The 20,593-nt window shown below is 69.0% G+C and carries 20 protein-coding genes; 2 read left to right on the top strand and 18 right to left on the bottom strand.

All coding sequences use genetic code 11. From position 1 onward, the window contains the following. Positions 1-146 precede the first annotated feature (146 nt). From metK to ASD79_RS21755, 15 genes are all read right to left on the bottom strand, one after another. Complete coding sequence (gene metK, locus ASD79_RS21825) at positions 147-1,370, bottom strand: methionine adenosyltransferase (protein ID WP_056725609.1); 1,224 nt, start codon at positions 1,368-1,370, stop codon at positions 147-149. 127 nt (positions 1,371-1,497) lie between these two features. Continuing rightward, complete coding sequence (locus ASD79_RS21820) at positions 1,498-1,932, bottom strand: helix-turn-helix domain-containing protein (protein WP_056725608.1); 435 nt, start codon at positions 1,930-1,932, stop codon at positions 1,498-1,500. A gap of 48 nt (positions 1,933-1,980) precedes the next feature. Further along, positions 1,981-3,561 carry an apolipoprotein N-acyltransferase gene (gene lnt, locus ASD79_RS21815; RefSeq protein ID WP_056725607.1) on the bottom strand — a complete coding sequence of 527 codons (1,581 nt, stop codon included), beginning with the start codon at positions 3,559-3,561 and terminating at the stop codon, positions 1,981-1,983. Then, positions 3,558-4,478: a hemolysin family protein gene (locus ASD79_RS21810; protein ID WP_056725606.1), complete on the bottom strand. Its 921-nt coding sequence runs from the start codon at positions 4,476-4,478 to the stop codon at positions 3,558-3,560. Before ASD79_RS21810 ends, lnt begins: the two co-directional genes overlap by 4 nt. An 18-nt stretch (positions 4,479-4,496) precedes the next feature. Next, positions 4,497-4,973, bottom strand: a complete 477-nt coding sequence (gene ybeY / locus ASD79_RS21805; protein ID WP_162252394.1) for an rRNA maturation RNase YbeY — start codon at positions 4,971-4,973, stop codon at positions 4,497-4,499. A 14-nt stretch (positions 4,974-4,987) separates the two neighbouring features. Next, the gene (locus ASD79_RS21800) at positions 4,988-5,932 is read right to left on the bottom strand and encodes a PhoH family protein (protein WP_056725602.1); all 945 of its coding nucleotides are present in this window, start codon (positions 5,930-5,932) and stop codon (positions 4,988-4,990) included. Further along, on the bottom strand, positions 5,929-7,281 hold the full coding sequence (miaB, locus tag ASD79_RS21795) for a tRNA (N6-isopentenyl adenosine(37)-C2)-methylthiotransferase MiaB (RefSeq protein ID WP_056725600.1): 1,353 nt from the start codon (positions 7,279-7,281) through the stop codon (positions 5,929-5,931). The genes ASD79_RS21800 and miaB overlap by 4 nt, the downstream gene beginning before the upstream one ends. Positions 7,282-7,363: 82 nt before the next feature. Then, positions 7,364-7,666, bottom strand: a complete 303-nt coding sequence (locus ASD79_RS21790; RefSeq protein WP_156400625.1) for a hypothetical protein — start codon at positions 7,664-7,666, stop codon at positions 7,364-7,366. Positions 7,667-7,808: 142 nt separating this feature from the next. Beyond that, entirely contained in the window at positions 7,809-8,216 is a 408-nt protein-coding gene (locus ASD79_RS21785) for a Fur family transcriptional regulator (RefSeq protein ID WP_056725596.1), read from the bottom strand. A gap of 61 nt (positions 8,217-8,277) precedes the next feature. Further along, positions 8,278-8,721: a ribosomal protein S18-alanine N-acetyltransferase gene (gene rimI, locus ASD79_RS21780; RefSeq protein ID WP_056725594.1), complete on the bottom strand. Its 444-nt coding sequence runs from the start codon at positions 8,719-8,721 to the stop codon at positions 8,278-8,280. Beyond that, positions 8,718-9,359 carry a tRNA (adenosine(37)-N6)-threonylcarbamoyltransferase complex dimerization subunit type 1 TsaB gene (gene tsaB / locus ASD79_RS21775; RefSeq protein WP_056726043.1) on the bottom strand — a complete coding sequence of 214 codons (642 nt, stop codon included), beginning with the start codon at positions 9,357-9,359 and terminating at the stop codon, positions 8,718-8,720. Before tsaB ends, rimI begins: the two co-directional genes overlap by 4 nt. Positions 9,360-9,370: 11 nt before the next feature. Beyond that, entirely contained in the window at positions 9,371-10,018 is a 648-nt protein-coding gene (locus ASD79_RS21770) for a DUF1131 family protein (RefSeq protein WP_056725592.1), read from the bottom strand. Between the two features lie 4 nt (positions 10,019-10,022). Continuing rightward, the gene (locus tag ASD79_RS21765; protein WP_056725590.1) at positions 10,023-10,673 is read right to left on the bottom strand and encodes a DUF1131 family protein; all 651 of its coding nucleotides are present in this window, start codon (positions 10,671-10,673) and stop codon (positions 10,023-10,025) included. A gap of 206 nt (positions 10,674-10,879) precedes the next feature. Next, positions 10,880-11,467, bottom strand: a complete 588-nt coding sequence (locus ASD79_RS21760; protein ID WP_056725588.1) for a malonic semialdehyde reductase — start codon at positions 11,465-11,467, stop codon at positions 10,880-10,882. 98 nt (positions 11,468-11,565) lie between these two features. Next, positions 11,566-12,135 carry a NifU family protein gene (locus tag ASD79_RS21755; protein WP_056725586.1) on the bottom strand — a complete coding sequence of 190 codons (570 nt, stop codon included), beginning with the start codon at positions 12,133-12,135 and terminating at the stop codon, positions 11,566-11,568. Between the two features lie 120 nt (positions 12,136-12,255). On the opposite strand from ASD79_RS21755, the gene ASD79_RS21750 reads away from it, so the two are divergent. Next, positions 12,256-13,533 carry a cytochrome P450 gene (locus ASD79_RS21750; protein WP_056725584.1) on the top strand — a complete coding sequence of 426 codons (1,278 nt, stop codon included), beginning with the start codon at positions 12,256-12,258 and terminating at the stop codon, positions 13,531-13,533. Positions 13,534-13,594: 61 nt separating this feature from the next. Here the strand turns inward: ASD79_RS21750 and trpS are convergent, their stop codons facing one another. Continuing rightward, positions 13,595-14,629, bottom strand: a complete 1,035-nt coding sequence (gene trpS / locus ASD79_RS21745) for a tryptophan--tRNA ligase (protein ID WP_056725581.1) — start codon at positions 14,627-14,629, stop codon at positions 13,595-13,597. A gap of 304 nt (positions 14,630-14,933) precedes the next feature. Continuing rightward, complete coding sequence (gene murJ / locus ASD79_RS21740; protein WP_056725579.1) at positions 14,934-16,571, bottom strand: murein biosynthesis integral membrane protein MurJ; 1,638 nt, start codon at positions 16,569-16,571, stop codon at positions 14,934-14,936. Between the two features lie 511 nt (positions 16,572-17,082). Here murJ and ASD79_RS21735 point away from each other — a divergent pair. Next, the gene (locus ASD79_RS21735; protein WP_056725577.1) at positions 17,083-17,538 is read left to right on the top strand and encodes a hypothetical protein; all 456 of its coding nucleotides are present in this window, start codon (positions 17,083-17,085) and stop codon (positions 17,536-17,538) included. A 167-nt stretch (positions 17,539-17,705) separates the two neighbouring features. Here the strand turns inward: ASD79_RS21735 and ASD79_RS21730 are convergent, their stop codons facing one another. Continuing rightward, positions 17,706-20,531 (bottom strand): [protein-PII] uridylyltransferase, encoded by a 2,826-nt coding sequence (locus ASD79_RS21730; RefSeq protein WP_056725575.1) that lies wholly within the window; start codon positions 20,529-20,531, stop codon positions 17,706-17,708. Between the last annotated feature and the right edge of the window lie 62 nt (positions 20,532-20,593).

Raw genomic sequence — 20,593 nt, 5'->3', positions numbered from 1 at the left:
CGTGCGTTTCTGAATTCCTCATCCTGAGGCGCCCGCGCAGCGGGCCTCGAAGGACGCAAGGCCTCAACGAAAACGGGCCCCGATCGGATGATCGAGGCCCGTCTAGACGATTGGGGACATGCGCATGTCCCCGGATTGGTCGAGGCTTACGCCAGGCCCTTCAGCTCCGACACCAGGTCGGTCTTCTCCCAGGAGAAGCCGCCTTCGTTGTCCGGCGTGCGGCCGAAGTGGCCATAGGCGGCGGTGCGGGCGTAGATCGGCTTGTTCAGCTGCAGGTGTTCGCGGATCGAGCGCGGGGTGGCGCCGCCGATCAGTTGCGGCAGCAGCTTTTCCAGCACTTCCGGATCGACCTTGCCGGTGCCGTGCAGGTCGACGTGGAACGAGACCGGCTGGGCCACGCCGATGGCGTAGGCGATCTGGATCGTGCAGCGCTCGGCCAGGCCGGCCGCCACGACGTTCTTGGCCAGGTAGCGGCAGGCATAGGCGGCCGAGCGGTCGACCTTGGTGGGATCCTTGCCCGAGAAGGCGCCGCCGCCGTGCGGGGCCGCGCCGCCGTAGGTGTCGACGATGATCTTGCGGCCGGTGACGCCGGCGTCGCCGTCCGGGCCGCCGATCTCGAAGCGACCGGTCGGGTTGACCAGCCACTGGGTCTTCTTGGTGATCAGGCCGTCCGGGAAGATCGGCAGGATGTGCGGCTTGATCAGGTCGAGCACGCGCTTGGAAGTCGCGGCCTTGCCGTCGATCTTCTTGGCGTGCTGGTGCGACACGACGATCGAGACGACCCGGACCGGCTTGCCGGTGGCGTCGTATTCCAGGGTCACCTGGCTCTTGGCGTCGGGCTCGAGTTCCGACAGCTCGCCCGAATGGCGCAGCTGAGCCAGACGGCTGAGGATGTTGTGGCTGTATTGCAGGGTGGCCGGCATCAGCTCCGGGGTCTCGGTGCTGGCGTAGCCGAACATGATGCCCTGGTCGCCGGCCCCCTCGTCCTTCTTGTCCGAAGCGTCCACGCCCTGGGCGATGTGGGCCGACTGGCCGTGCAGGTAGTTGGCGAACTTCGCCTTCTGCCAGTGGAAACCCTTTTGCTCGTAGCCGATGTCCTTGATCGCGGCCCGGACCTTGGACTCCAGCGAACCGAGGATGTCCTTGGTCAGCTGCTTGTTGGCGATCTTGTCGCCGCCGGGCTTGCCGGCCCGCACTTCGCCCGCCAGGACGACGCGGTTGGTGGTGACCAGGGTCTCGCAGGCGACGCGCGCCTCGGGATCGGCGGTCAGGAAGGCGTCCACGACGGTGTCGCTGATCCGATCGGCGACCTTGTCCGGATGGCCTTCGGAAACGCTTTCGCTGGTGAAGATATAGGAAGAACGGCTCAAGGGTCAGCTCCGGACATGACACCGCCCGCGCGGACGGTCTGTCCGACGGACTGAGCCAGGAACATATAAAGATAAGTTTATGTCCGCAAGCGGCGCAAGCCAGCTTTCCTGGCCGACCTTCCGCCAATCAGACTTCCGCGTCGTCCTCGACCAGGTCCTCGGCCATCGAGCGGACGAGATCCAGGATGCGCCGACGGACACGGGACTTGCCGATGCGCGGGAACAGCGCCGCCAGTTCCAGGCCCTCGGGGGTCATCAGGAAGTCGTGCACGAACTGCTCCGAGCCGTTCTCCGAGAAGCCGTCGAGATCGGTCGGGTCGGCCAGGCCCTCGAAGAAGTACGACACCGGCGACTGCAGGCTCTTGGCGATCTCGTACAGCTTCGAAGCGCTGACGCGGTTTGCGCCGCGCTCGTACTTCTGCACCTGCTGGAAGGTCAGACCCAGATCATCGGCCAGACGCTCCTGGCTGACGCCGAGGATCTTGCGGCGCATGCGGATGCGCGCGCCCACGTGCAGGTCGACCGGATTGGGGAGGCGGTCTTGATCAGGTGTCGTGTTCATGCGGTCGTCAATTCAGTGAAATTGCGGTTTTAATGGAGCCTGTCTGTTTCAGTTCGGGAATTTTTCCAAGCCCCGACCTCCCGGCAGGGGAATCGCGGCGGCGATTGAGATCAAAAGCAGCAGCGCGAACGGCCAATGCCCCACCCGGGAAAACAGGGTCGGAGGCCCGATATTGGGTAAATTGCCGTCGATCACCCCGGAATCGCCGAGATTCAGCCGCGCGCCGGAAATTATTTGGCCCCGCGCGTCGATCAGGGCCGATACGCCGGTCGGCGTCGCCCGGACGATGGGAGCGCCCGTTTCGATGGCGCGGTAGCTGGCCAGGTTGAGGTGCTGCAGCGGCCCGGAGGTCACCCCGAACCAGGCGTCGTTCGAGACGTTGACGATGGCGCGCACCCGTTCGTCCGGCGGCGCCAGGCGCGGGAACAGGCTTTCGTAGCAGATCAGCGGCTGGACCAGCAGGTCGGGCGCGATCCTCAGGGGCCGGGGCCGGGGCCCGGAAGCGAAACCGTCGCCCAGATGGGCCATGCTCTTGACGCCCAGCCTGGTCATCAGGGCGTCGGCCGGCAGGTATTCGCCGAACGGCACCAGGCGGTGCTTGTCATAGACGCCCACCACCACGACGTCGGTCGCCTCGCGGCGCAGGGCGATCAGGCTGTTGTAATAGACCGGATTTTCGGGGGAGCCCTCGTAGCGGTAGCCGCCGATCAGCAGAAGTTGGCCGGGGCGCAGGGCGTCGACGATCGCCTGGCGCACCCAGGTCCCGGGGGCGAGATAGTCGTTGATCGCCGCCGGCAAGGCCCCCTCGGGCCAGACGACGATGTCGGCCGACTTGGCGGCATAGGGCCTGGCGGTCAGCGAGACATAGGCCTGGACGATCTGGGCGAACCGGGCGGCGTCCCACTTGGATTCCTGCGGGATGTCGGCCTGGACGATGCGGATGGTCGTGGCGGGCGTCGGATTGGCGGCCGACGTGACCGGAAACGGCAACAACATCAGGCCGTGAACATAGAGGGCCGCCAGCGCCGCCAGCGCCGCGCCGACCATCCAACGGCCGCGCCTGCCATCGCGCCACACGGCCGGGGCGGCGGCGATGGCCAGAGTGATCCAGGTCAGGCCGTAGGCGCCGACCAGGGCGGCGGCCTGGGACGGGGCCGAGCCGGCCCGCCAGGTCTCGCCCGGCAGGTTCCAGGGGAAACCGGTCAGGATGTGGCCCCGGGTCCATTCCAGGGCCGCGAAGGCTCCGGCGAACACCAGCACCCGCCGTACGCCCAGCGGCCGGACGAGGCGGTAGAGCACCGCCGCCAGGCCCCAGAACAGCGCCATGCCGGCCGCCATGGCCGCGACGGCGAACGGAGCCATCCAGCCCTGGTTGGCGGCGTCGACCATGAAGGCCTCGGCGATCCACCATGTGCTCAAGGCGAAATAGCCCAGCCCCGCCAGCCAGCCGCGCAGGAAGGCCGACCGCAGCGGGCGCGGCCCCTCGACGGTGTCTAGCAGCCAGAGCAGCACCGCATAGCCCAGCAGGCCGGGAAGGAACCCAAACGGCGGATGGGCCAGCGCGGCGGCGAGGCCGGCCAGCAAGGCCAGGCCGCGCGCCCGCCATGGCGTCAGTTTCGGCAGATTCACGAAGCGGCCATGCGGCCGGGCTCGGCGGCGGTCGCCGGCGTCGCGGCGGGACGCACCCGCACCCGGCGCACCCGGCGCGGATCGGCCTCGACCACTTCCAGGTCGAAACCGGCCGGATGGGCGATCACCTCGCCGCGCTGCGGCACGCGGCCGGCCAGGGCCACCACGAGCCCGGCGACGGTGTCTATGTCCTCTTCCATGTCCGGCGGGGCCAGATCGCGGTCGAGGGCGGCTTCCAGGTCTTCCAGCGGCGCGCGGGCGTCGGCCTCGAACACCCCGCCGGGCCGGGCGATGATGCTGGAGACCTGGGCGTCGTCGTGCTCGTCGTCGATCTCGCCGACCACCGCCTCGATCAGGTCTTCCATGGTCACCAGGCCGTCGGTGCCGCCGAACTCGTCGATGACCAGGGCCATGTGGATGCGGCTGGTGCGCATGCGCAGCAGCAGGTCGGCGGCCCGCATCGAGGCCGGCACATACAGCGCCTCACGCCGCAGCCGGTGCAGCACCTGGTCGCTGGGGGCCGGACGCTTGCCCTCGTTGGCCAGCAGGCGGAACACGTCCTTGACGTGGATCACCCCGACCGGGTCGTCCAGCGTCTCGCGATAGATCGGCATCCGCGAGTGTTCGGCCTCGGTGAACTGGGCGACCACCGCCTCGAAGGACGCCGAGGCCTCGACGGCGACGATGTCGGCGCGGGGGGTCATCACGTCGGCGACCCGCAGGCTCTGGAACGCCTCGGCCTGGTCGACCATGTCGACCTCGTGGACCAGGGCCGGATCGGCGGGACGCGTGGCCTCGGCCAGGCCCGGCACACCCCGGCCGGCCAGGTCCTTGCGCATCTTGCGGAAGAACGCCCGCACGCCCCGGCTCAGACGAGCCGGACCGGCGGGCGTGGAACTCTGGTCGTCGCTGGGCATGCCCTGCCTTGGTTATCCCTAGTCGGTTGAGGCCGGCTCGGCGTCGGCGGCATAGGGGTCGGGAACGTCCAATCCGGCGAGGATCTCGCGTTCGAACGCCTCCATGGCCTGCGCCTCGTCGTCGCTCTCGTGGTCGTATCCTAAGAGATGAAGCACCCCGTGCGCCACCAGATGTTGCAGATGGTGCGCCAGGGGCTTGCCCTGCTCGGCCGCCTCGCGCTGGCAGACGCCGAACGCCAGGACGATGTCGCCGATCTGGCCCTCCGGGTTCGCCTCGGAGTTTTGGGGCGAGGGGAAGGACAGGACGTTGGTCGCGTAGTCCTTCTGGCGGAAGTCGCGGTTCAGCGTCTGGACGCTGTCGTCGTCGGCCAGCAGGATGACGATGCCGTGGCCCTCGATGTCCTCGTGGGCGTCCAGCACCGCCTGGGCGGCGCGCCAGACCAGGGCCTCGGCCTCCGGCTCGGCCTGGATCCAGGCCTCGTCCTCGATCTCGATGTCGACGGTGATGGTCATTGGGTGGTCGTCTGCAGGGCGTCGGCGTCGTAGGCCCTGACGATCCGCTCGACCAGCGGGTGGCGCACCACGTCGGCGGCGGTGAAGCGCGAGATCGCCACGCCCTCGACGCCTTCGAGGATCGACACGGCGTGGGCCAGGCCGGAATCGCGCGGATTGAGCAGGTCGACCTGGGTCGGGTCGCCCGTCACCACCATCCGCGCGCCCTCGCCCAGTCGGGTCAGGACCATCTTCATCTGCAGGCGCGAGCAGTTCTGGGCCTCGTCGACGATGACGAACGCATGGGCCAGGGTGCGCCCGCGCATGAAGGCGATCGGCGCGACCTCGATCTCCAGCTTGTCGCGGCGGCGACGCAGCTGGTCGGCGCCCATGATGTCGGTCAGGGCCTCCCAGACCGGGGCCATGTAGGGGTCGACCTTCTCGTTGAGGTCGCCGGGCAGGAAGCCGAGCTTCTCGCCGGCCTCGACGGCGGGACGGGTGACGATCAGCCGGTCGACCTCGCCGCGCAGCAGCATGCCCGCGCCGTGGGCCACGGCCAGGAAGGTCTTGCCGGTGCCGGCCGGACCCAGGCCGAAGGTCAGCGGATGGCTGAGCATCGCCTCCATGTAGCGGGCCTGGCCCGTGGTCTTGGGCGACACCGAGCCCTTGCCCACGGCGCGCGGCGAGGCCTGGCCGCCGGCGCTGCGGGCATGGCCGACCGCCACGCGGACGTCGGCCTCGACCACTTCGTCCTGCGCGTCGGCGCGCTGGGCCAGGGCGTTGATCGCCCGCTTGGCGCTGGAGCGCGCCTTGACGTCGCCAGTGATGGTCACCCCGCCGCCCGGGGTCTCGATGAGCACCCGGAAGGCGTCCTCGATCAGGGCGGCGTGACGGCCGCCGGGGCCGGAAACGGCGCGGACGGCGGTGTCGGACAGGGGCAGGAACTCAGGCGTGCGGCTCAAGCGGGCTCCGGAATGGCATGGCTGTCGAGCACGCCGCCCAGGCTCATCTTGGCCGACGACTCGATACGGACGGGAACGATCTGGCCCAGCAGGTCCTCGGAGCCCACCGCGTGCACCGCTTGCAGATAGGGACTGCGGCCGACGATTTGACCGGGGTTGCGGCCCTTTTTCTCGAACAGCACCGGCATGACCTTGCCCACCTGCAGGGCGTTGAACGCCTTCTGCTGTTCGTCGAGCAGGGCGTTGAGGCGGTCCAGGCGCTCGGCCTTGACCGCTTCGTCGACCTGGCCGGGCATGGCCGAAGCCGGGGTGCCGGGGCGGCGCGAATATTTGAACGAGAAGGCCGAGGCGAAGCCGACCTCGCGGACCAGCTCCAGGGTCTTCTCGAAATCGCCGTCGCGCTCGCCGGGGAAACCGACGATGAAGTCGCCGCTCATGGCGATGTCGGGGCGGCCGGCGCGGATCTTCTCGATCAGGCGGACATAGCTCTCGGCCGTGTGGTCGCGGTTCATGGCCTTGAGAATCTTGTCCGATCCCGCCTGCACCGGCAGGTGCAGATAGGGCATCAGCTCCGGCAGCTCGGCATGGGCCGCGATCAGGTCGTCGCCCATGTCGCGCGGATGGCTGGTGGTGTAGCGGATGCGGTCCAGGCCGGGAATCCTGGCCAGTCGCCGGACCAGCCTGGCCAGGGTGTAGCCGCCGCCGTCATAGGCGTTGACGTTCTGACCCAGCAGGGTGACCTCGCGCACGCCCTGGTCCGCCAGGCGCTTGGCCTCGTCCTCGATCTGTTCCGGCGGCCGCGACCACTCGCCGCCGCGGGTGTAGGGCACCACGCAGAAGGTGCAGAACTTGTCGCAGCCTTCCTGCACGGTGAGGAACGCCGTCACGCCGTTGACCTGGCGCTCGGCCGGCAGGGCGTCGAACTTCTCGTCGGCGGCGAAGTCGGCCGAGAGCCGCTCGCCGGTCGCCCGGTGGGCGCGGGCGATCAGTTCGGGCAGCTGGTGATAGGCCTGGGGCCCGACCACCAGGTCGACCGCCGGCTGGCGATGCATGATCTCCTTGCCCTCGGCCTGGGCCACGCAGCCGGCCACGGCGATGGTCATGGTCCCGCCGGCCTGCGCCTTGCGGGTCTTCATCTGCTTGATGTAGCCGAGCTCGGAATAGACCTTCTCGGTGGCCTTCTCGCGGATGTGGCAGGTGTTGAGCACCACCAGATCGGCGCCTTCGGGTTCATCAACGATCCCATAACCCAGCGGACGCAGGACATCGGCCATGCGCTCGCTGTCATAGACGTTCATCTGACAGCCGTAGGTCTTGATATAGAGGCGCTTTTGCGGGGTCTCGCTCATGCGGCGAGGTTATGGGCGCGAGGGGGCCAGCGTGCAAGGACGTCGGCGCCACACATCCTCGATCGATAGGGCTTGGCTAAGATCAGTCTTCCACCAGGAACCAGGCGATGGTTTCGGTGTCGCCCCAGATCGTGCACGCGCCCGATCCGACGATATAGATCCGCTTGTGGAGCGAATAAGCGGTCATCAAGGCGGCGGCCTGCGCCTGGCCGCCCGTCGTGGAGGCGTCGATCGCGTACCGCTGGCTCACGGCCGCGTTCTGGCACGCCGGCGGGGTTCCGCGGGCGCCGTCGGTGTAGAACATCACCGCGCCGTTGGACGTCGCATAGAGATGGCTGATATTGCCCATCTGGGCGTCCGAGGCCCAGACCGGCGCCGACGTCATCGTCGCCAACGTGCACAACAAGACAAACCACCGCCGCATAGGAACTCCTCGCCCTCAAGCTTCATTCCAGCCAACAACGGCTTTGGGATGAGGTCTTGCCATCAGTCCGGCGAATTCGTCAACGGTGACGCTTGCCTTGCCTTCAATCCTCGATCGGAACCCCGTAAAGCTCCAACCGGTGATCCACGAGCTTGTACCCAAGCTTGCGAGCGATGGCGTTCTGCAGGGCCTCGATCTCCTCGTCCACGAACTCGACGACCTTGCCGGTCTTCATGTCGATCAGGTGGTCGTGGTGATGGTCGGGCGTCTCTTCGTAGCGCGAACGGCCGTCGCGGAAATCGTGGCGCTCGATGATGCCGCTCTCCTCGAACAGGCGCACGGTGCGATAGACCGTGGCGATCGAGATGTGCGGGTCCACGGCATGGGCGCGTCGGTGCAGCTCCTCGACATCGGGATGATCGTCGGCGGCCGACAGCACGCGGGCGATGACCCGACGCTGGTCGGTCATGCGCATGCCCTTTTCGATGCAGAGCTTTTCGAGGCGGTCCAAGGCGGCGTCTCCGGAAAGATGAATCCAAGCAAGATTCGGGCGGAAGATAGGGGCTACAGCGCTAGCTGTTAAGCGTCCTGCGCATCACGACGGCGTCCTTGGCGCCATCGGCATGGGGATAATAGCCCTTTCTCAGGCCCACGCGGTCGAAACCGGTGACCTCATAAAGCCTGAGCGCCGCCAGATTGTCGGCCGCGACCTCAAGGAACATCTCCAAGGCTCCCGCCTCCCGGGCTATGCCGACGGCCATCTCGACCAGGGCCGCGCCCCAGCCGCGACGGCGGGCGGCCGGATCGACGGCCACGGTCAGGATCTCGGCCTCGCCGGCCACGGCGCGGCAGAGGATGAAGCCCTTGGGCTCGTCCCCCTCGCCCAGCACCGCGAAGGCGCCGGGGCCCTTGAGCAGGGTTTCGAACTCTTCCGCGCTCCATGGCCGGGGAAAGGCGCGATCATGCAGGTCGGCCAGGGTGAAGCAGGCCTCGAGCCCGACGGGATGCAGGATCATGCGGCGGGGGCCACGGCATAGGGCGCGCGCAGATAGAGCGGCCGGGGCGAATGGGTCGGAGCGGGACGGCCGGCGGCCAGGCGGGCGACGGCCACGGGGTCGGCATAGACGGGGGTCAGCACGGTGGCCTCGGGCAGGATGTCGGCCAGCAACGGCGCGCCCGAACCAATCAGGACAGCCGGCCCGCCGGAGTAAAGTTCGGCCAGGCGAGCGGCGGCGACCCCGACCTCCAGGGCGTCGGGAGCCATCAAGGCCTTGCCGCCGTCGAAGGCCTGCAGATAGACCTGACCCATCTTGGCGTCGAGCACGCCAGCCACGAAACCGGGCGCGCCGGCGGTGGCGACCAGGGCCTCCAGGCTGTTGATCCCGACGCAGGGGATCGACAGGGCCGTGGCCAGGCCCTTGGCGAACGACAGCCCGACCCGCAGGCCGGTGAACGAACCCGGGCCGACGGTGACAGCGATGCGGGTCAGGTCCGGGAACTTCACGCCGGCTTCCGCCATCATCTCGCGCGCCAGGACGGCGATGCGCTCCTGGTGGCCGCGGGTCATCGGCTCGCTACGGGCGGCGCGGACGACGTCGCCGTCCAGCACGGCGATCGAGCTGGCGGCCAGGCAGGTGTCGATGGCCAGGATCAAGGAGGGATGGATCATCGGGTCGGCGCGCCTCCACGCCAGAGGAACTCGCGCAGGACGGCCTTTTCCTGCAGCACGGCCTCGGGCGGCATCACATCCTGGGTCCAGCCCGGCACGGCGAAGATGTAGCGCAGCGCCGGCTCGCCGGGTTGGGTGCAGATCACGGCGTGGGCGTCGCGGTCCTTGCCCATCCAGCAGCGCGGATAGTCCATGTCGGCGTTGGCCCATTTCAGGCCCAAGGTCTCGCCACGCGGGCCCTTGGGGGAGCCCCCGGTCACGCGGATATCGCCGACCGTGGCCGTTCCGGGATTGCCGTGGATCTCGAGCACGCCGCCGCCTTGCTCGACGCTGACCCCGATCAGGGTCGATTTGGCGCCGTCGTTCCGCATGAACACGCCCTCGACCTTGGCCTTCGGGAAACGCGGCTTGATCGCCTCCATCGAGAACTCGGTCTGGGCCATGAGCGGGCCGACCGAGAACTCGTCCAGGGCCAGCGGGCCGCTCAGATAGGGCGTGAAGCGATCGACCCCGCCGTCGGCGGTCTGGCGCTCGGTCAGGACAGGCGCCGGCGAGGCGGCGGCCGGCGCACTCTTCGGCTTGTCGGCCGGACCGCAGGCGGCCAGCGCCAGCGGCAGCGCCGCCAGGATCAGGGGTCGAAGCACCAGGTCAGGCCGCGCCGACGGCGGCGGTCTCGGCCGGACGCCAGACGAACTCGTTGAGCTGGCCCTTGGCCTTCAGGGTCTCGACCGGCGGCAGGCCGCCCTTGGTCCAGCCGGGCACGCCGAACACGTAGGCGACGGTCGGGGCCTCGGGACGGACGCAGACCGTCTGGTTGACGGTGCGGCCCTCGCCGGCCCGGCATTGGCCGATGTCGAAACCGAGGTCGGCCCATTTTCCGAGCAGGGCTTCGCCCTTGGGGCCCTCGACTGGGCCGCCGGCCAGGCGAATCTCGGCGATGCCGCCCTCGGCCCCCTTGCCGATCTCCAGCAGCGGGACGTTGTCCTGCTCGACGGTGATGATCGGCCCGGGCGGGCCCTCGCCGACATGGATGAAGGCGCTCTTGACCACCGCCTTGGGGAACAGCGCCGCTAGGGTCGGCTGGTCGAAGGCGGTGGCGGCGGTGACCGGGCCGACGCCGTCGGCGCGGATCCGCAGGGGGCCACCGGTGTAGGGCGTCACCGCGACGGCGACCGGGCCGGATTTCGCCGCCTCGGCGGCCGGCGGCGCGGCGGCGGTGTCGGTCTTCTTGTCGGCCGGGCCGCAAGCGGCGAGCAGCAGCAGCGGGACGGCGGCGATCAGGGCGAGGCGCTGGGTCATGTGGGCGGTTCTAGCACCCGCCCCCGGGTGTTCGCTACAAACACAAACTGTTGTCATCCCGGCCCCTCGGGTCGCGCGAAGCGCGCGCCCAAGGGTAAACTCCGCGAAGCGAAGCGCCGGGACCCAGGACCGGCGCAATGCGGTTGCTCCTGGATTCCGGACAGCGCTACGTGCTTCCGGGATGACAACCTTTTGGGGTCGCGAGTTCAGATGATCTTCGCGGCTTCCTCGAAGTCCAGGCGCGGGTTGCGCGGGAACAGGCCTTCGTCGTTGCCGTAGCCGATCGAGACGATGAAGTTGGACTTGATGTTGGTCCCGGCGAAGAATTCGGCGTCGACGGCGGCGTTGTCGAAGCCCGACATCGGACCGGTGTCCAGGCCCAGGGCCCGCGCGGCCAGGATGAAATAGCCGCCTTGCAGCGAGCTGTTGCGCAGCGCGCCGGTTTCCTTGGCCACGGGGTCGCCGAACCAGGTCTTGGCGCCCGGGGCGTTGGGGAACAGCTTGTCGAGAGTTTCGGGGAAATCCAGGTCGTAGCCGACGATCACCGTCACCGGGGCCTTCAGGATCTTTGGGCCGTTCGAGCCCGAGGTCAGCGGCGCCAGCCGGGCCTTGGCTTCCGGGCTGCTGACGAAGATGAACCGCGCCGGCGTGGTGTTGGCGGCGGTCGGGCCGAACTTCACCAGGTCGTACAGCTCATGCAGCACGGCCTCGGGGACGGGCTCGGGCTTCCAGCCGTTGCGCGTGCGCGCCTCGGTGTAGAGTTGGGCGAGGGCGGCGGCGTCGAGCTTGGACATCAGAGATCCTCAAGTGCGCTATTAGCAACTTATACAGTTACAATATGCGCTCGGAAACCGGCCCGCAAGCGCCGCGCGGTGCAGTTTTTCTAAGGCCCCTAGAGCGTCTGCTCGACCCGGGTCACTTCCGGCACATAGTGCTTGAGCATGTTCTCGACCCCGGCCTTCAGCGTGGCCGACGAGGACGGGCAGCCCGAGCAGGCGCCGCGCATGTGCAGCCACACCACGCCGGTGGCCGGTTCGAACTTGCTGAACACGATGTCGCCGCCGTCCTGGGCGACGGCCGGGCGAATGCGGGTGTCGAGCAGGTCCTTGATCTCGGCGACGATCTGGCTGGTCTCGTCGTCATAGACGCCGTCGTTGTCGTGACCGCTCTCGACGGCGTCCAGCAACAGGGGCCGGCCGCTGGTGAAGTGGTCCATGATGGCCGCCAGGATCGGGGCCTTCAGGTGCGGCCACTCGGCGTGCTCGGCCTTGGTCACGGTCAGAAAATCGGGACCGAAGAACACCCGGTTGACGTCGCCCAGCCGGAACAGGGCTTCGGCGAGGGGCGAGGCGTCGCCCTCCGCCGCCGTCTTGAACTCCCGCGCGCCCTCACCCAGCACTTCGCGGCCGGGCAGGAACTTCAGGACCTCGGGATTGGGCGTGGTTTCGGTCTGGATGAACATGCTGGAGAAATGGACCCGGCAAGGCCCCAAGACAAGGGTGGGGCGCCGCTTGCGTCAACGTGACAAACGAACCGCGTTATGGCTCCATGATCAAAACAAGTGTTTTAGGGAGAGTTCGCCATGAGCGACGGAGCCATCGATCTTTCAGGCGATCCCGGGGCCGACGCACGCGCCAAGGCCTACGCCACCCCGCTGGACCAGTTCGACGTGGCCGATCCCGCCCTGTTCCAGGCCGACGCCCACTGGCCGTGGTTCGAGCGGCTGCGCAACGAGGACCCGGTCCACTACTGCGCCGACAGCGAGCACGGGCCGTACTGGTCGATCACCCGCTACAACGACATCATGACCGTCGACACCACCCACCAGGTGTTCTCGTCCGACAGCAGCTTCGGCGGCATCACGATCCGCAACTTCGACGAGGACTTCGTCCTGCCGATGTTCATCGCCATGGACCCGCCCAAGCACGACATCCAGCGCAAGACCGTCAGCCCGATCGTCTCGCCGGTGAACCTGGCCTTGCTGGAAGGCACGATCCGCGAGCGGGTGGGCGGCATCCTCGACGACCTGCCGATCGGCGAGACCTTCGACTGGGTCGACAAGGTGTCGATCGAGCTGACCACCCAGATGCTGGCCACGCTGTTCGACTTTCCCTGGGAGGAGCGCCGCAAGCTGACCCGCTGGTCCGACGTCACCACCGCCGTCCCGGGGGCGGGGATCGTCGACAGCGAGGAGCAGCGCCGGGCCGAGCTGCTGGAGTGCCTGGCCTATTTCACCGAGCTGTGGAACCAGCGGGTCAATTCGACCGAGCCCGGCAATGATCTGATCTCGATGCTGGCCCATGGCGAGGCGACGCGGAACATGCCGCCGATGGAGTATCTGGGGAACATCCTGCTGCTGATCGTCGGCGGCAACGACACGACCCGCAACTCGATCACCGGCGGCCTGCTGGCCCTCAGCCAGAACCCGGCGGAAGAAGCCAAGCTGCGCGCCGACCCCAGCCTGATCCCCAACATGGTCTCGGAGATCATCCGCTGGCAGACCCCTCTGGCCTACATGCGCCGCACGGCGATGGAGGACTTCGAGCTGTCGGGCAAGACCATCAGGAAGGGCGACAAGGTGGTCATGTGGTACGTCTCGGGCAACCGCGACGAGACGGCGATCGACAACCCCAACGCCTTCATCATCGACCGCCCCCGAGCCCGCCAGCACCTGTCGTTCGGCTTCGGCATCCACCGCTGCGTCGGCAACCGCCTGGCCGAGCTGCAGCTGAAGATCATCTGGGAGGAGATCCTCAAGCGCTTCCCGAAGATCGAGGTGATGGGCGAGCCCAAGCGGGTCTATTCGAGCTTCGTGAAGGGGTATGAGAGCCTGCCGGTCAGGATTCCGAGCCGGCTGTAGTCAGTCGCCCCGCGCGCCGATTGGGGACAGGCGCATGCGCCTGTCCCCAGACGAGCCCCGGTCAGGCCCCCCAGAACCCGACCAGCTTCCGCACCTCGGCCAGCGTCGGCGCCGCGACCTCGCTGGCCCGCTCGGCGCCGGCCTTGAGGATGCGGTCGATCTCGGCCGGGTCGCTGAGCAGCCCGCGCATCCGCTCGCCGACCGGGGCCAGGGTCTCGACCGCCAGGTCGGCCAGGGCCGGCTTGAAGGTCCCGAAGCCCTTGCCAGCGTACTCGGCCAACACCTCGGCTTTCGTCCGCCCCGACAGCGCCGCGAAGATGCCGACCAGGTTGTCGGCCTCGGCGCGGGTGGCCAGCTCTTCCAGGGTCTCCGGCAGCGGCTCCGGATCGGTGCGGGCCTTGCGGACCTTGGCCGCGATGTCGTCGACCGTGTCGGTCAGGTTGATGCGCGAATAGTCCGACGGGTCGGACTTGCTCATCTTGGCCGAGCCGTCACGGAGCGACATGACCCGCGCCCCGGGCCCCTGGATCAGCGGGTCGGGCTGCGGGAAGAAGGCCGGCGCGCCGAAGTCGTGGTTGAACTTGGCGGCGATGTCGCGGGTCAGCTCCAGGTGCTGCTTCTGGTCCTCGCCGACCGGTACGTGAGTGGCCTTGTAGATCAGGATGTCGGCGGCCTGCAGCACCGGATAGGTGTAGAGGCCGACGCTGGAGCGCTCCTTGTGCTTGCCGCTCTTCTCCTTGAACTGGGTCATGCGGTCGAGCCAGCCGAGGCGGGCCACGCACTGGAAGATCCAGGCCAGCTCGGCGTGCTCGCGCACCGCCGACTGCGGGAAGATCGTCGCCTTGGCGGGGTCGAGGCCGGCGGCCAGATAGGCGGCGGCGATCTCGCGGGTCTGCTGGGCCAGCAGGGCCGGGTCCTGCCAGACGGTGATGGCGTGCAGGTCGGCGACGAAGATGAAGGTGTCCATCTCGTGCTGCAGCTTGGCGAACTTCACCAGGGCGCCGAGATAGTTGCCCAGGTGCAGGGCCCCGGACGGCTGGACGCCGGAGAGCACGCGGGTCGGGCCCGCATAGGGGACGGGGGTGTGGTCGGTCATGGCTTCAGCCTTGGATATCGAAAGCGGTATGGCGAACGCGCATCGGCGCGAGCCGCGTGCGAAACGCGGCGGAACGGATCAGAGGAAGCTGCGCCATCGCGGCGCGAGGAAACCGATCGAAGCCATGCATGCTCGTTACCGGGCTGAGGCGGCGAGAGCAAGCCCAGGTCCAGTCTCAAAGCCTGTCATCCCGGACAAGCGAAGCGCAGATCCGGGACCGCCGGAAGCGCTGAGTTCACGCGTCGGTCCCGGATCTTCGCGCTGCGCGCTTGTCCGGGATGACAACCGTGTTTTGGCCTGAACCCTAAACCTTGCCCCGCTTCAGCACCGCCTTCAGCTCCGATGGCGTGACCCCGCCGAACAGGAAGACCAGCGGCGGATAGAGGCCGGCCCCGACCACGACGGTCAGCAGCAGCGCCACTTCCTTGGCCCCGATCACGTGACCCTTGAGGCCCATGGCCTCCAGCGGGGCCTCGATCAGCGGCCGCCAGTGCGAGGCCGCCGCCAGCAGCAGGCCCATCACGACGCTGGCCGCCAGGATCCGCGCCACCCGCGACCAGGTCTCCAGCGAGGGATTGTAGTGGCCCTTGCGGGACAGGCCGAAAGCCATCTGCGCCACGTTCAGCCACGAGGCGATGGCGGTGGCCGCGGCGATGCCCTTGACCCCGATCAGGTTGAACAGGGCGATGCCGAACACGACGTTGACCGCCACCGAGATCAGGGCGAAGCGCATCGGGCTCTTGGTGTCGCCGCGCGCGAAGAAGGCCCGCGAATAGAGCTGCTGCAGCACGAAGGCCGGGGTGCCCAGGCCGTAGAAGAACAGCGCCGCCGCCGTCTGGCTGGCGTCGAACGGCGTGAACTGGCCCCGGGTGTAGAGGGCGTCCGACAGGAAGCCCGGCATGGCCACCAGGGCCGCGGCGGCGGGGATGGTCAGGGCCATGGCCAGGGCGATGGCCTGGTCCATGGCGCCCTGCGCGTCCTTGCCGTCGCCGGTGTTGACGGCCCGCGACAGGCGCGGCAGCAGGGCCACCCCGATCGCCACGCCCACCAGGCCCAAGGGCAGCTGGTACAGGCGGTCGGCGGTGGCCAGCCACGAGCGGCCGCCGGGCACGTGGCTGGCCAGGTTGCCGGAGATGAAGATGTTGACCTGGGTGGCGCTGGCCGCCAGGGCCCCGGGGATGGCCTTGCCGATCAGGGCTTTCACCTCGGGGGTCAGGCGCGGCAGCCGCCAATGGACCTTGGCGCCCGACTTGTTGACGCCCCAGACCAGCAGGGCGGCTTGCGCCACGCCGGCCACCACCACGCCGACCGACCCCCACCGGGCCGCCTCGACGGCGGTGGTCTGCGGCAGGATGAAGGCCAGGGTGGCGATGTTCAGCAGCACCGGCGCGCCGGCCGACAGCACGAAGCGGTCGCGGGCGTTCAGCACGCCCGACAGGTGGGCGACGATGGCCATGCACGGCAGGTAGGGCATGGTGATCTGGGTCAGCAGCACCGCCAGCTTGTACTTGGCCGGGTCGGCCGCGAAGCCGGGGCTGATCAGCATCATCAGCCAGGGCATGGCCAGCTGGCAGGCCACGGTGATGATGAGGGTCGAGGCCGCCAGGGTGGCCATGGCGTCGCCGGCCAGGATGTCGGCCTTCTCCTCGCCGTCGATCTGCAGCGACTTGGCGTAGGCCGGCACGAAGGCCGCGGCGAAGGCCCCCTCGGCGAAGAACCGGCGGAACAGGTTGGGGAAGGCCAGGGCGGCGTTGTAGGCGTCGGCGGCCGGGGTAGCGCTGGCCCCCATGCGGTAGGACACCGCGAGATCCCGCGCGAAGCCCATGAACCGGCTGACCAGGGTCAGGCCCGAATAGATCGCCGACGAGCGCAGCAGCCCGCCGGGCTTCTTCGGCTCGTCGGCGGGCGGGACGGGCGGTTGGGGGGGCGCGATGTCGGTCACGAACGGCTTCTGCGGGTTGGGCGGGGAGGCGTCAAGCGAGGGCGGGAGGCGCGGGCGACCTTGACGGGGAATCCGTGGCTTTCGATGAGTCCTCGGGAAGGATTTTCGATGCAGGGCCAATAAGGCGGCCGAAAGGCCGGCAACTCACGCCCTTGCCCCCTACGGGCCGCTTCGCGACCGTCTTCCCCCATAGGGGGAAGGGCCTAAGCGCGATCTGTCCGCCCCCTATGAGGACGGACAGATCGCGAAGCGGTCAGGTGGGGATGGACGCCTTCCGAAACCCTCTCCCATGGGGAGAGGGAGGGGCCCGCCGCGACAGCGGTGGGAGGGTGAGGGGGTAAGACGTCGACCGCCCATCCTCTCGCCCTGTCCCACGTCCGACAGCGTGATCCCTCACCCTCCCACGCCTGCGGCGCGGGCCCCGCCCTCTCCCGCTGGGAGAGGGTTTCCTGTCAGCTCCGTCCCCGATACGCTGACGCTTCGTGAGGCACGGACCGAGAGCGTAACCGCGATGCCCAAGACGACGACGATCATCGGTTGGGGCCAGCGCCTGGGCGTGGCGGGTGTCGTCGTCGTGGCCCTGGCGGTCACGCACTATGTCTACAACGACCACAGAAAGGCCGCCGCCGCCGAGGCCGCGTTCTGGAGCCTGGACGGCCCGCCCTGTCCGACGGTGGACGCGGCGACCTATGCGCGATCCTGGGGCGAGCCCAAGGTCACCGCCTATGGCGGCGTCAGCTTCGAATATCGCGTCGGCCACATGATGTGCACGCTGAGACCCGACACCCGGGGCTCGGGCGAGCATGCCGTCTGCCAGTTCACCGGCCCTGTGCTGCTGGGCGTGAAGACGCCCACGACGACGGCCTATTTCGCGCCCACCGGCATGAGCGCCGTCCGCGCCGCCGTCATCGACGGAAAGGCCCGCTGCGTGCTGATCCGCCGGTTCGAGATGAAGGACCACCGGTAGGAGTCACCGAAACCCATCACGTCAACAGCCGTCATCCCGGGCCTTGTGCCCCGGACCCCTGGTTCAGCTGACAGTGCGGCGCCTTGGCGCGCAAGGCCGTGCACACGGAACCCCTCTCTCTAAGAGAGAGGGATACAGGAGCGTCCGGCCAGGTCCGAAGGCAGAACCTACCGCGCCACGCTGGCCCGCGCCCGCTTCAGCCCCGGCCGCGTGTTCGGCGCCCCCGCCTCGTTCTGCTCCAGCGCCGCCAGCAGGTCGGCCTTCAGCGTGTTGACCTTGCGGGCGTCGGCCAGTTTTCCGCCCTCCGAGGTCTGCACGTAGAAGGCGTCGACCGCCCGTTCGCCGTAGCCGTCGATGTGGGCCGACTGGATGGACAGGCCGTTGTCGGCCAGGGTGCGGGCCAGGGCCTGCAGCAGGCCCGGGCGGTCGCGGCCCGAGGCCTCGACCACCGTGGCCTCGTTGGAGGCCTCGTTGTCGACCACCACCGTCGGGGCGATCGAGAAGGCGGCGGTGCGCGACTGCTCGCCGCCGCGCCGGGGCTCCATGACCAGGGGCTCGCCGCGACCGGCCGCCTCCAGGGCGTCGGCCAGGCGGCGCAGGGCCCGGGGGTTCTCGCAGCCCAGGGCCGCGCCGGTCACGTCCTGCACGTGGAAGACGTCCAGGGCCTGGCCCTGGCGCGAGGTGAACACCCGGGCCCCGACCACATTTCCTCCGAGAGAGGAGATGGCTAGAGCGAGGTCGGCGAACAGCCCCCGACGGTCCTTGGCGGCGACGACGATCTCGGCGGCGTTGGCGCCCGTGGGCACCCGGCCCTCGGCGGCGGCCCCGCCCTGGATGGCGGCGCGGCGGGCCAGGGCGGCGTGGTCCAGCAGGTCCTGGGTCGAGAAGGCCCCGAAATAGGCCGCTTCCATGGCCTGGGCCCAGCCCTTGGACGCGGGGTCGGCCTGGACCAGGGCGTCGCGGGCCTGCTCGGCGGCGGCCTCCTGGTGGCGCTGGACGCTGGCGGCGGCGTCGCTGCCGCGTCCGCCGCGGAACACCGCCTCGGTGGCGTTGTAGAGCTCGCGCAGCAGCTGGCCCTTCCAGCCGTTCCAGACGCCCGGCCCGACGGCCCGGATGTCGGCGACGGTGATCACCAGCAGCAGGCGCAGGCGTTCGGGGTTCTCGACGATGCGGGCGAAGGCGGCGACCGTGCCGGGGTCGGCGACGTCGCGCTTCTGGGCAAAGTCGCTCATCACCAGGTGGTTCTCGACCAGCCAGGCCACCAGCTCGACCTTCAGGCGGTCGACGCCCAGGCGTTCGCAGGCGCTGCGGGCGCTGCGGGCGCCGGCCTTCTCCTGGCCACCGACCCCGCCCTTGCCGGTGTCGTGCAGCAGCATGGCCAGGAACAGGGCCTCGCGGTCCTCGATCAGCGGCAGGATCGACACGGCCAGCGGATGGTCGTCGACCAGCCGGCCGGCGGCCATGTCGCCGATGACGCCCACGGCCCGCAGGGTGTGCTCGTCCACCGTGTAGGAGTGGTACATGTTGAACTGCATCTGGGCGACGATGCGCCCGAACTCGGGGATGAACCGGCCCAGCACCCCGGCGTCGTTCATCAGGGTCAGGGTGCGGTAGGACCGCTTGCCATAGGCCAGCAGCCGCAGGAACGCCTCGGTCGCCAGCGGGTCCCGGCGGACCTTGGAGGTGATCAGGTTGAGGTTGCGGGTCACCGCCGTGAAGGCGTCGGGGTGCAGGTCGAGGTCGCGCTCGTCGGCGGTCTTGAACAGCCGGATCAGGTTGACCGGGTCATTCTCGAACACCGCCGGGCCGTCGATGTTCAGCCGGCCGCCGTCCTCGTAGAAGCCGGGCACGTCCAGCGCCTTGCGCTTGGGCCGACCGCCGCCAGGAAGAAAGCGGGAAATGCCCTTGGGCTCGTTCTTGAAGTGCTCGGCCTCCAGCTTGGCCGAGAAGGCGCGGGTCAGGGCCCCGACCTCCTTGGCGACCAGGAAGTAGCGGCGCATGAAGCGCTCGACCGCCGGGGCGTCGCCCCGGTCGCCATAGCCCATGCGGCGGGCGATCTCGGGCTGCAGGTCGAAGGTCAGCCGCTCTTCCGGCCGGCCGGTGGTGAAGTGCAGGTGGGCGCGGACGGCGTGCAGGAAATCGAAGGCGCGGATGAAGCCCTTGGCCTCGCGGCGGTCGAACACCTCCAGCTTGAAGACGTCCTCGGGCCGGTCCACGGGGTGCAGGTACTCGGCGATCCACATCAGGGTGTGCAGGTCGCGCAGGCCGCCCTTGCCCTCCTTGACGTTGGGCTCGACCATGTAGCGGCTGGCCCCGGCCCGGGCCTGGCGGTCGTCGCGCTCCTTGAGCTTGGCGGCCACGAAGGCGGCGCCGGTGCCCTTCATGACGTCGTCGCGGAACCGCCGCTTCAGCTCGTCGCCCAGGCGCTCGTCGCCGGTCAGCCGGCGGGCCTCCAGGATCGTGGTGCGGATCGTGAAGTCCTCGCGCGACAGCCGCACGCATTCCTCGATGGTCCGCGAGGCGTGGCCGACCTTGAAGCCCAGGTCCCACAGCGCATAGAGCATGAACTCGATGACGCTCTCGGCGTGCGGCGTCTGCTTGTAGGGCCGCAGGAACAGCAGATCGATGTCGGAGAACGGCGCCAGGGTGCGGCGGCCGTAGCCGCCGACGGCCAGCAGGCACAGGCGCTCACCCTCGGTCGGGTTGCGGGCCCGGAACACGTGGACGGTGGTGAAGTCGTAGAGGGCGGTGATCACCTCGTCGGTGACGCCGCTGAGCAGCCGGGCCGTCTCCAGGCCGCCGGCCCCGTTCTCCAGCCGCTCCTTGGCGATCATCCGGCCGCGAAACAGCGCCTGCTTGAGGATCTCGATGGCGCGGGTGCGCTGGGCGGCCTCGTCGCCGATCAGGTCGAGGGCGGCGGCCGACAGCCGGGCGCGCAGGGCGTGGCCGTCGACGACATGTTCCAGGGGCGTGGGGCGAAGGCGACGGGGCATGGCGGTTATATGGTGTTCCCAGAGCGTGATCGCCTCGGGCGGAAGCCCGTCTCGACCCGCTC

The sequence above is a fragment of the Caulobacter sp. Root655 genome (assembly GCF_001427665.1).
Lineage (GTDB): Bacteria > Pseudomonadota > Alphaproteobacteria > Caulobacterales > Caulobacteraceae > Caulobacter.
This window is presented reverse-complemented; position numbering and strand designations above follow the sequence as displayed.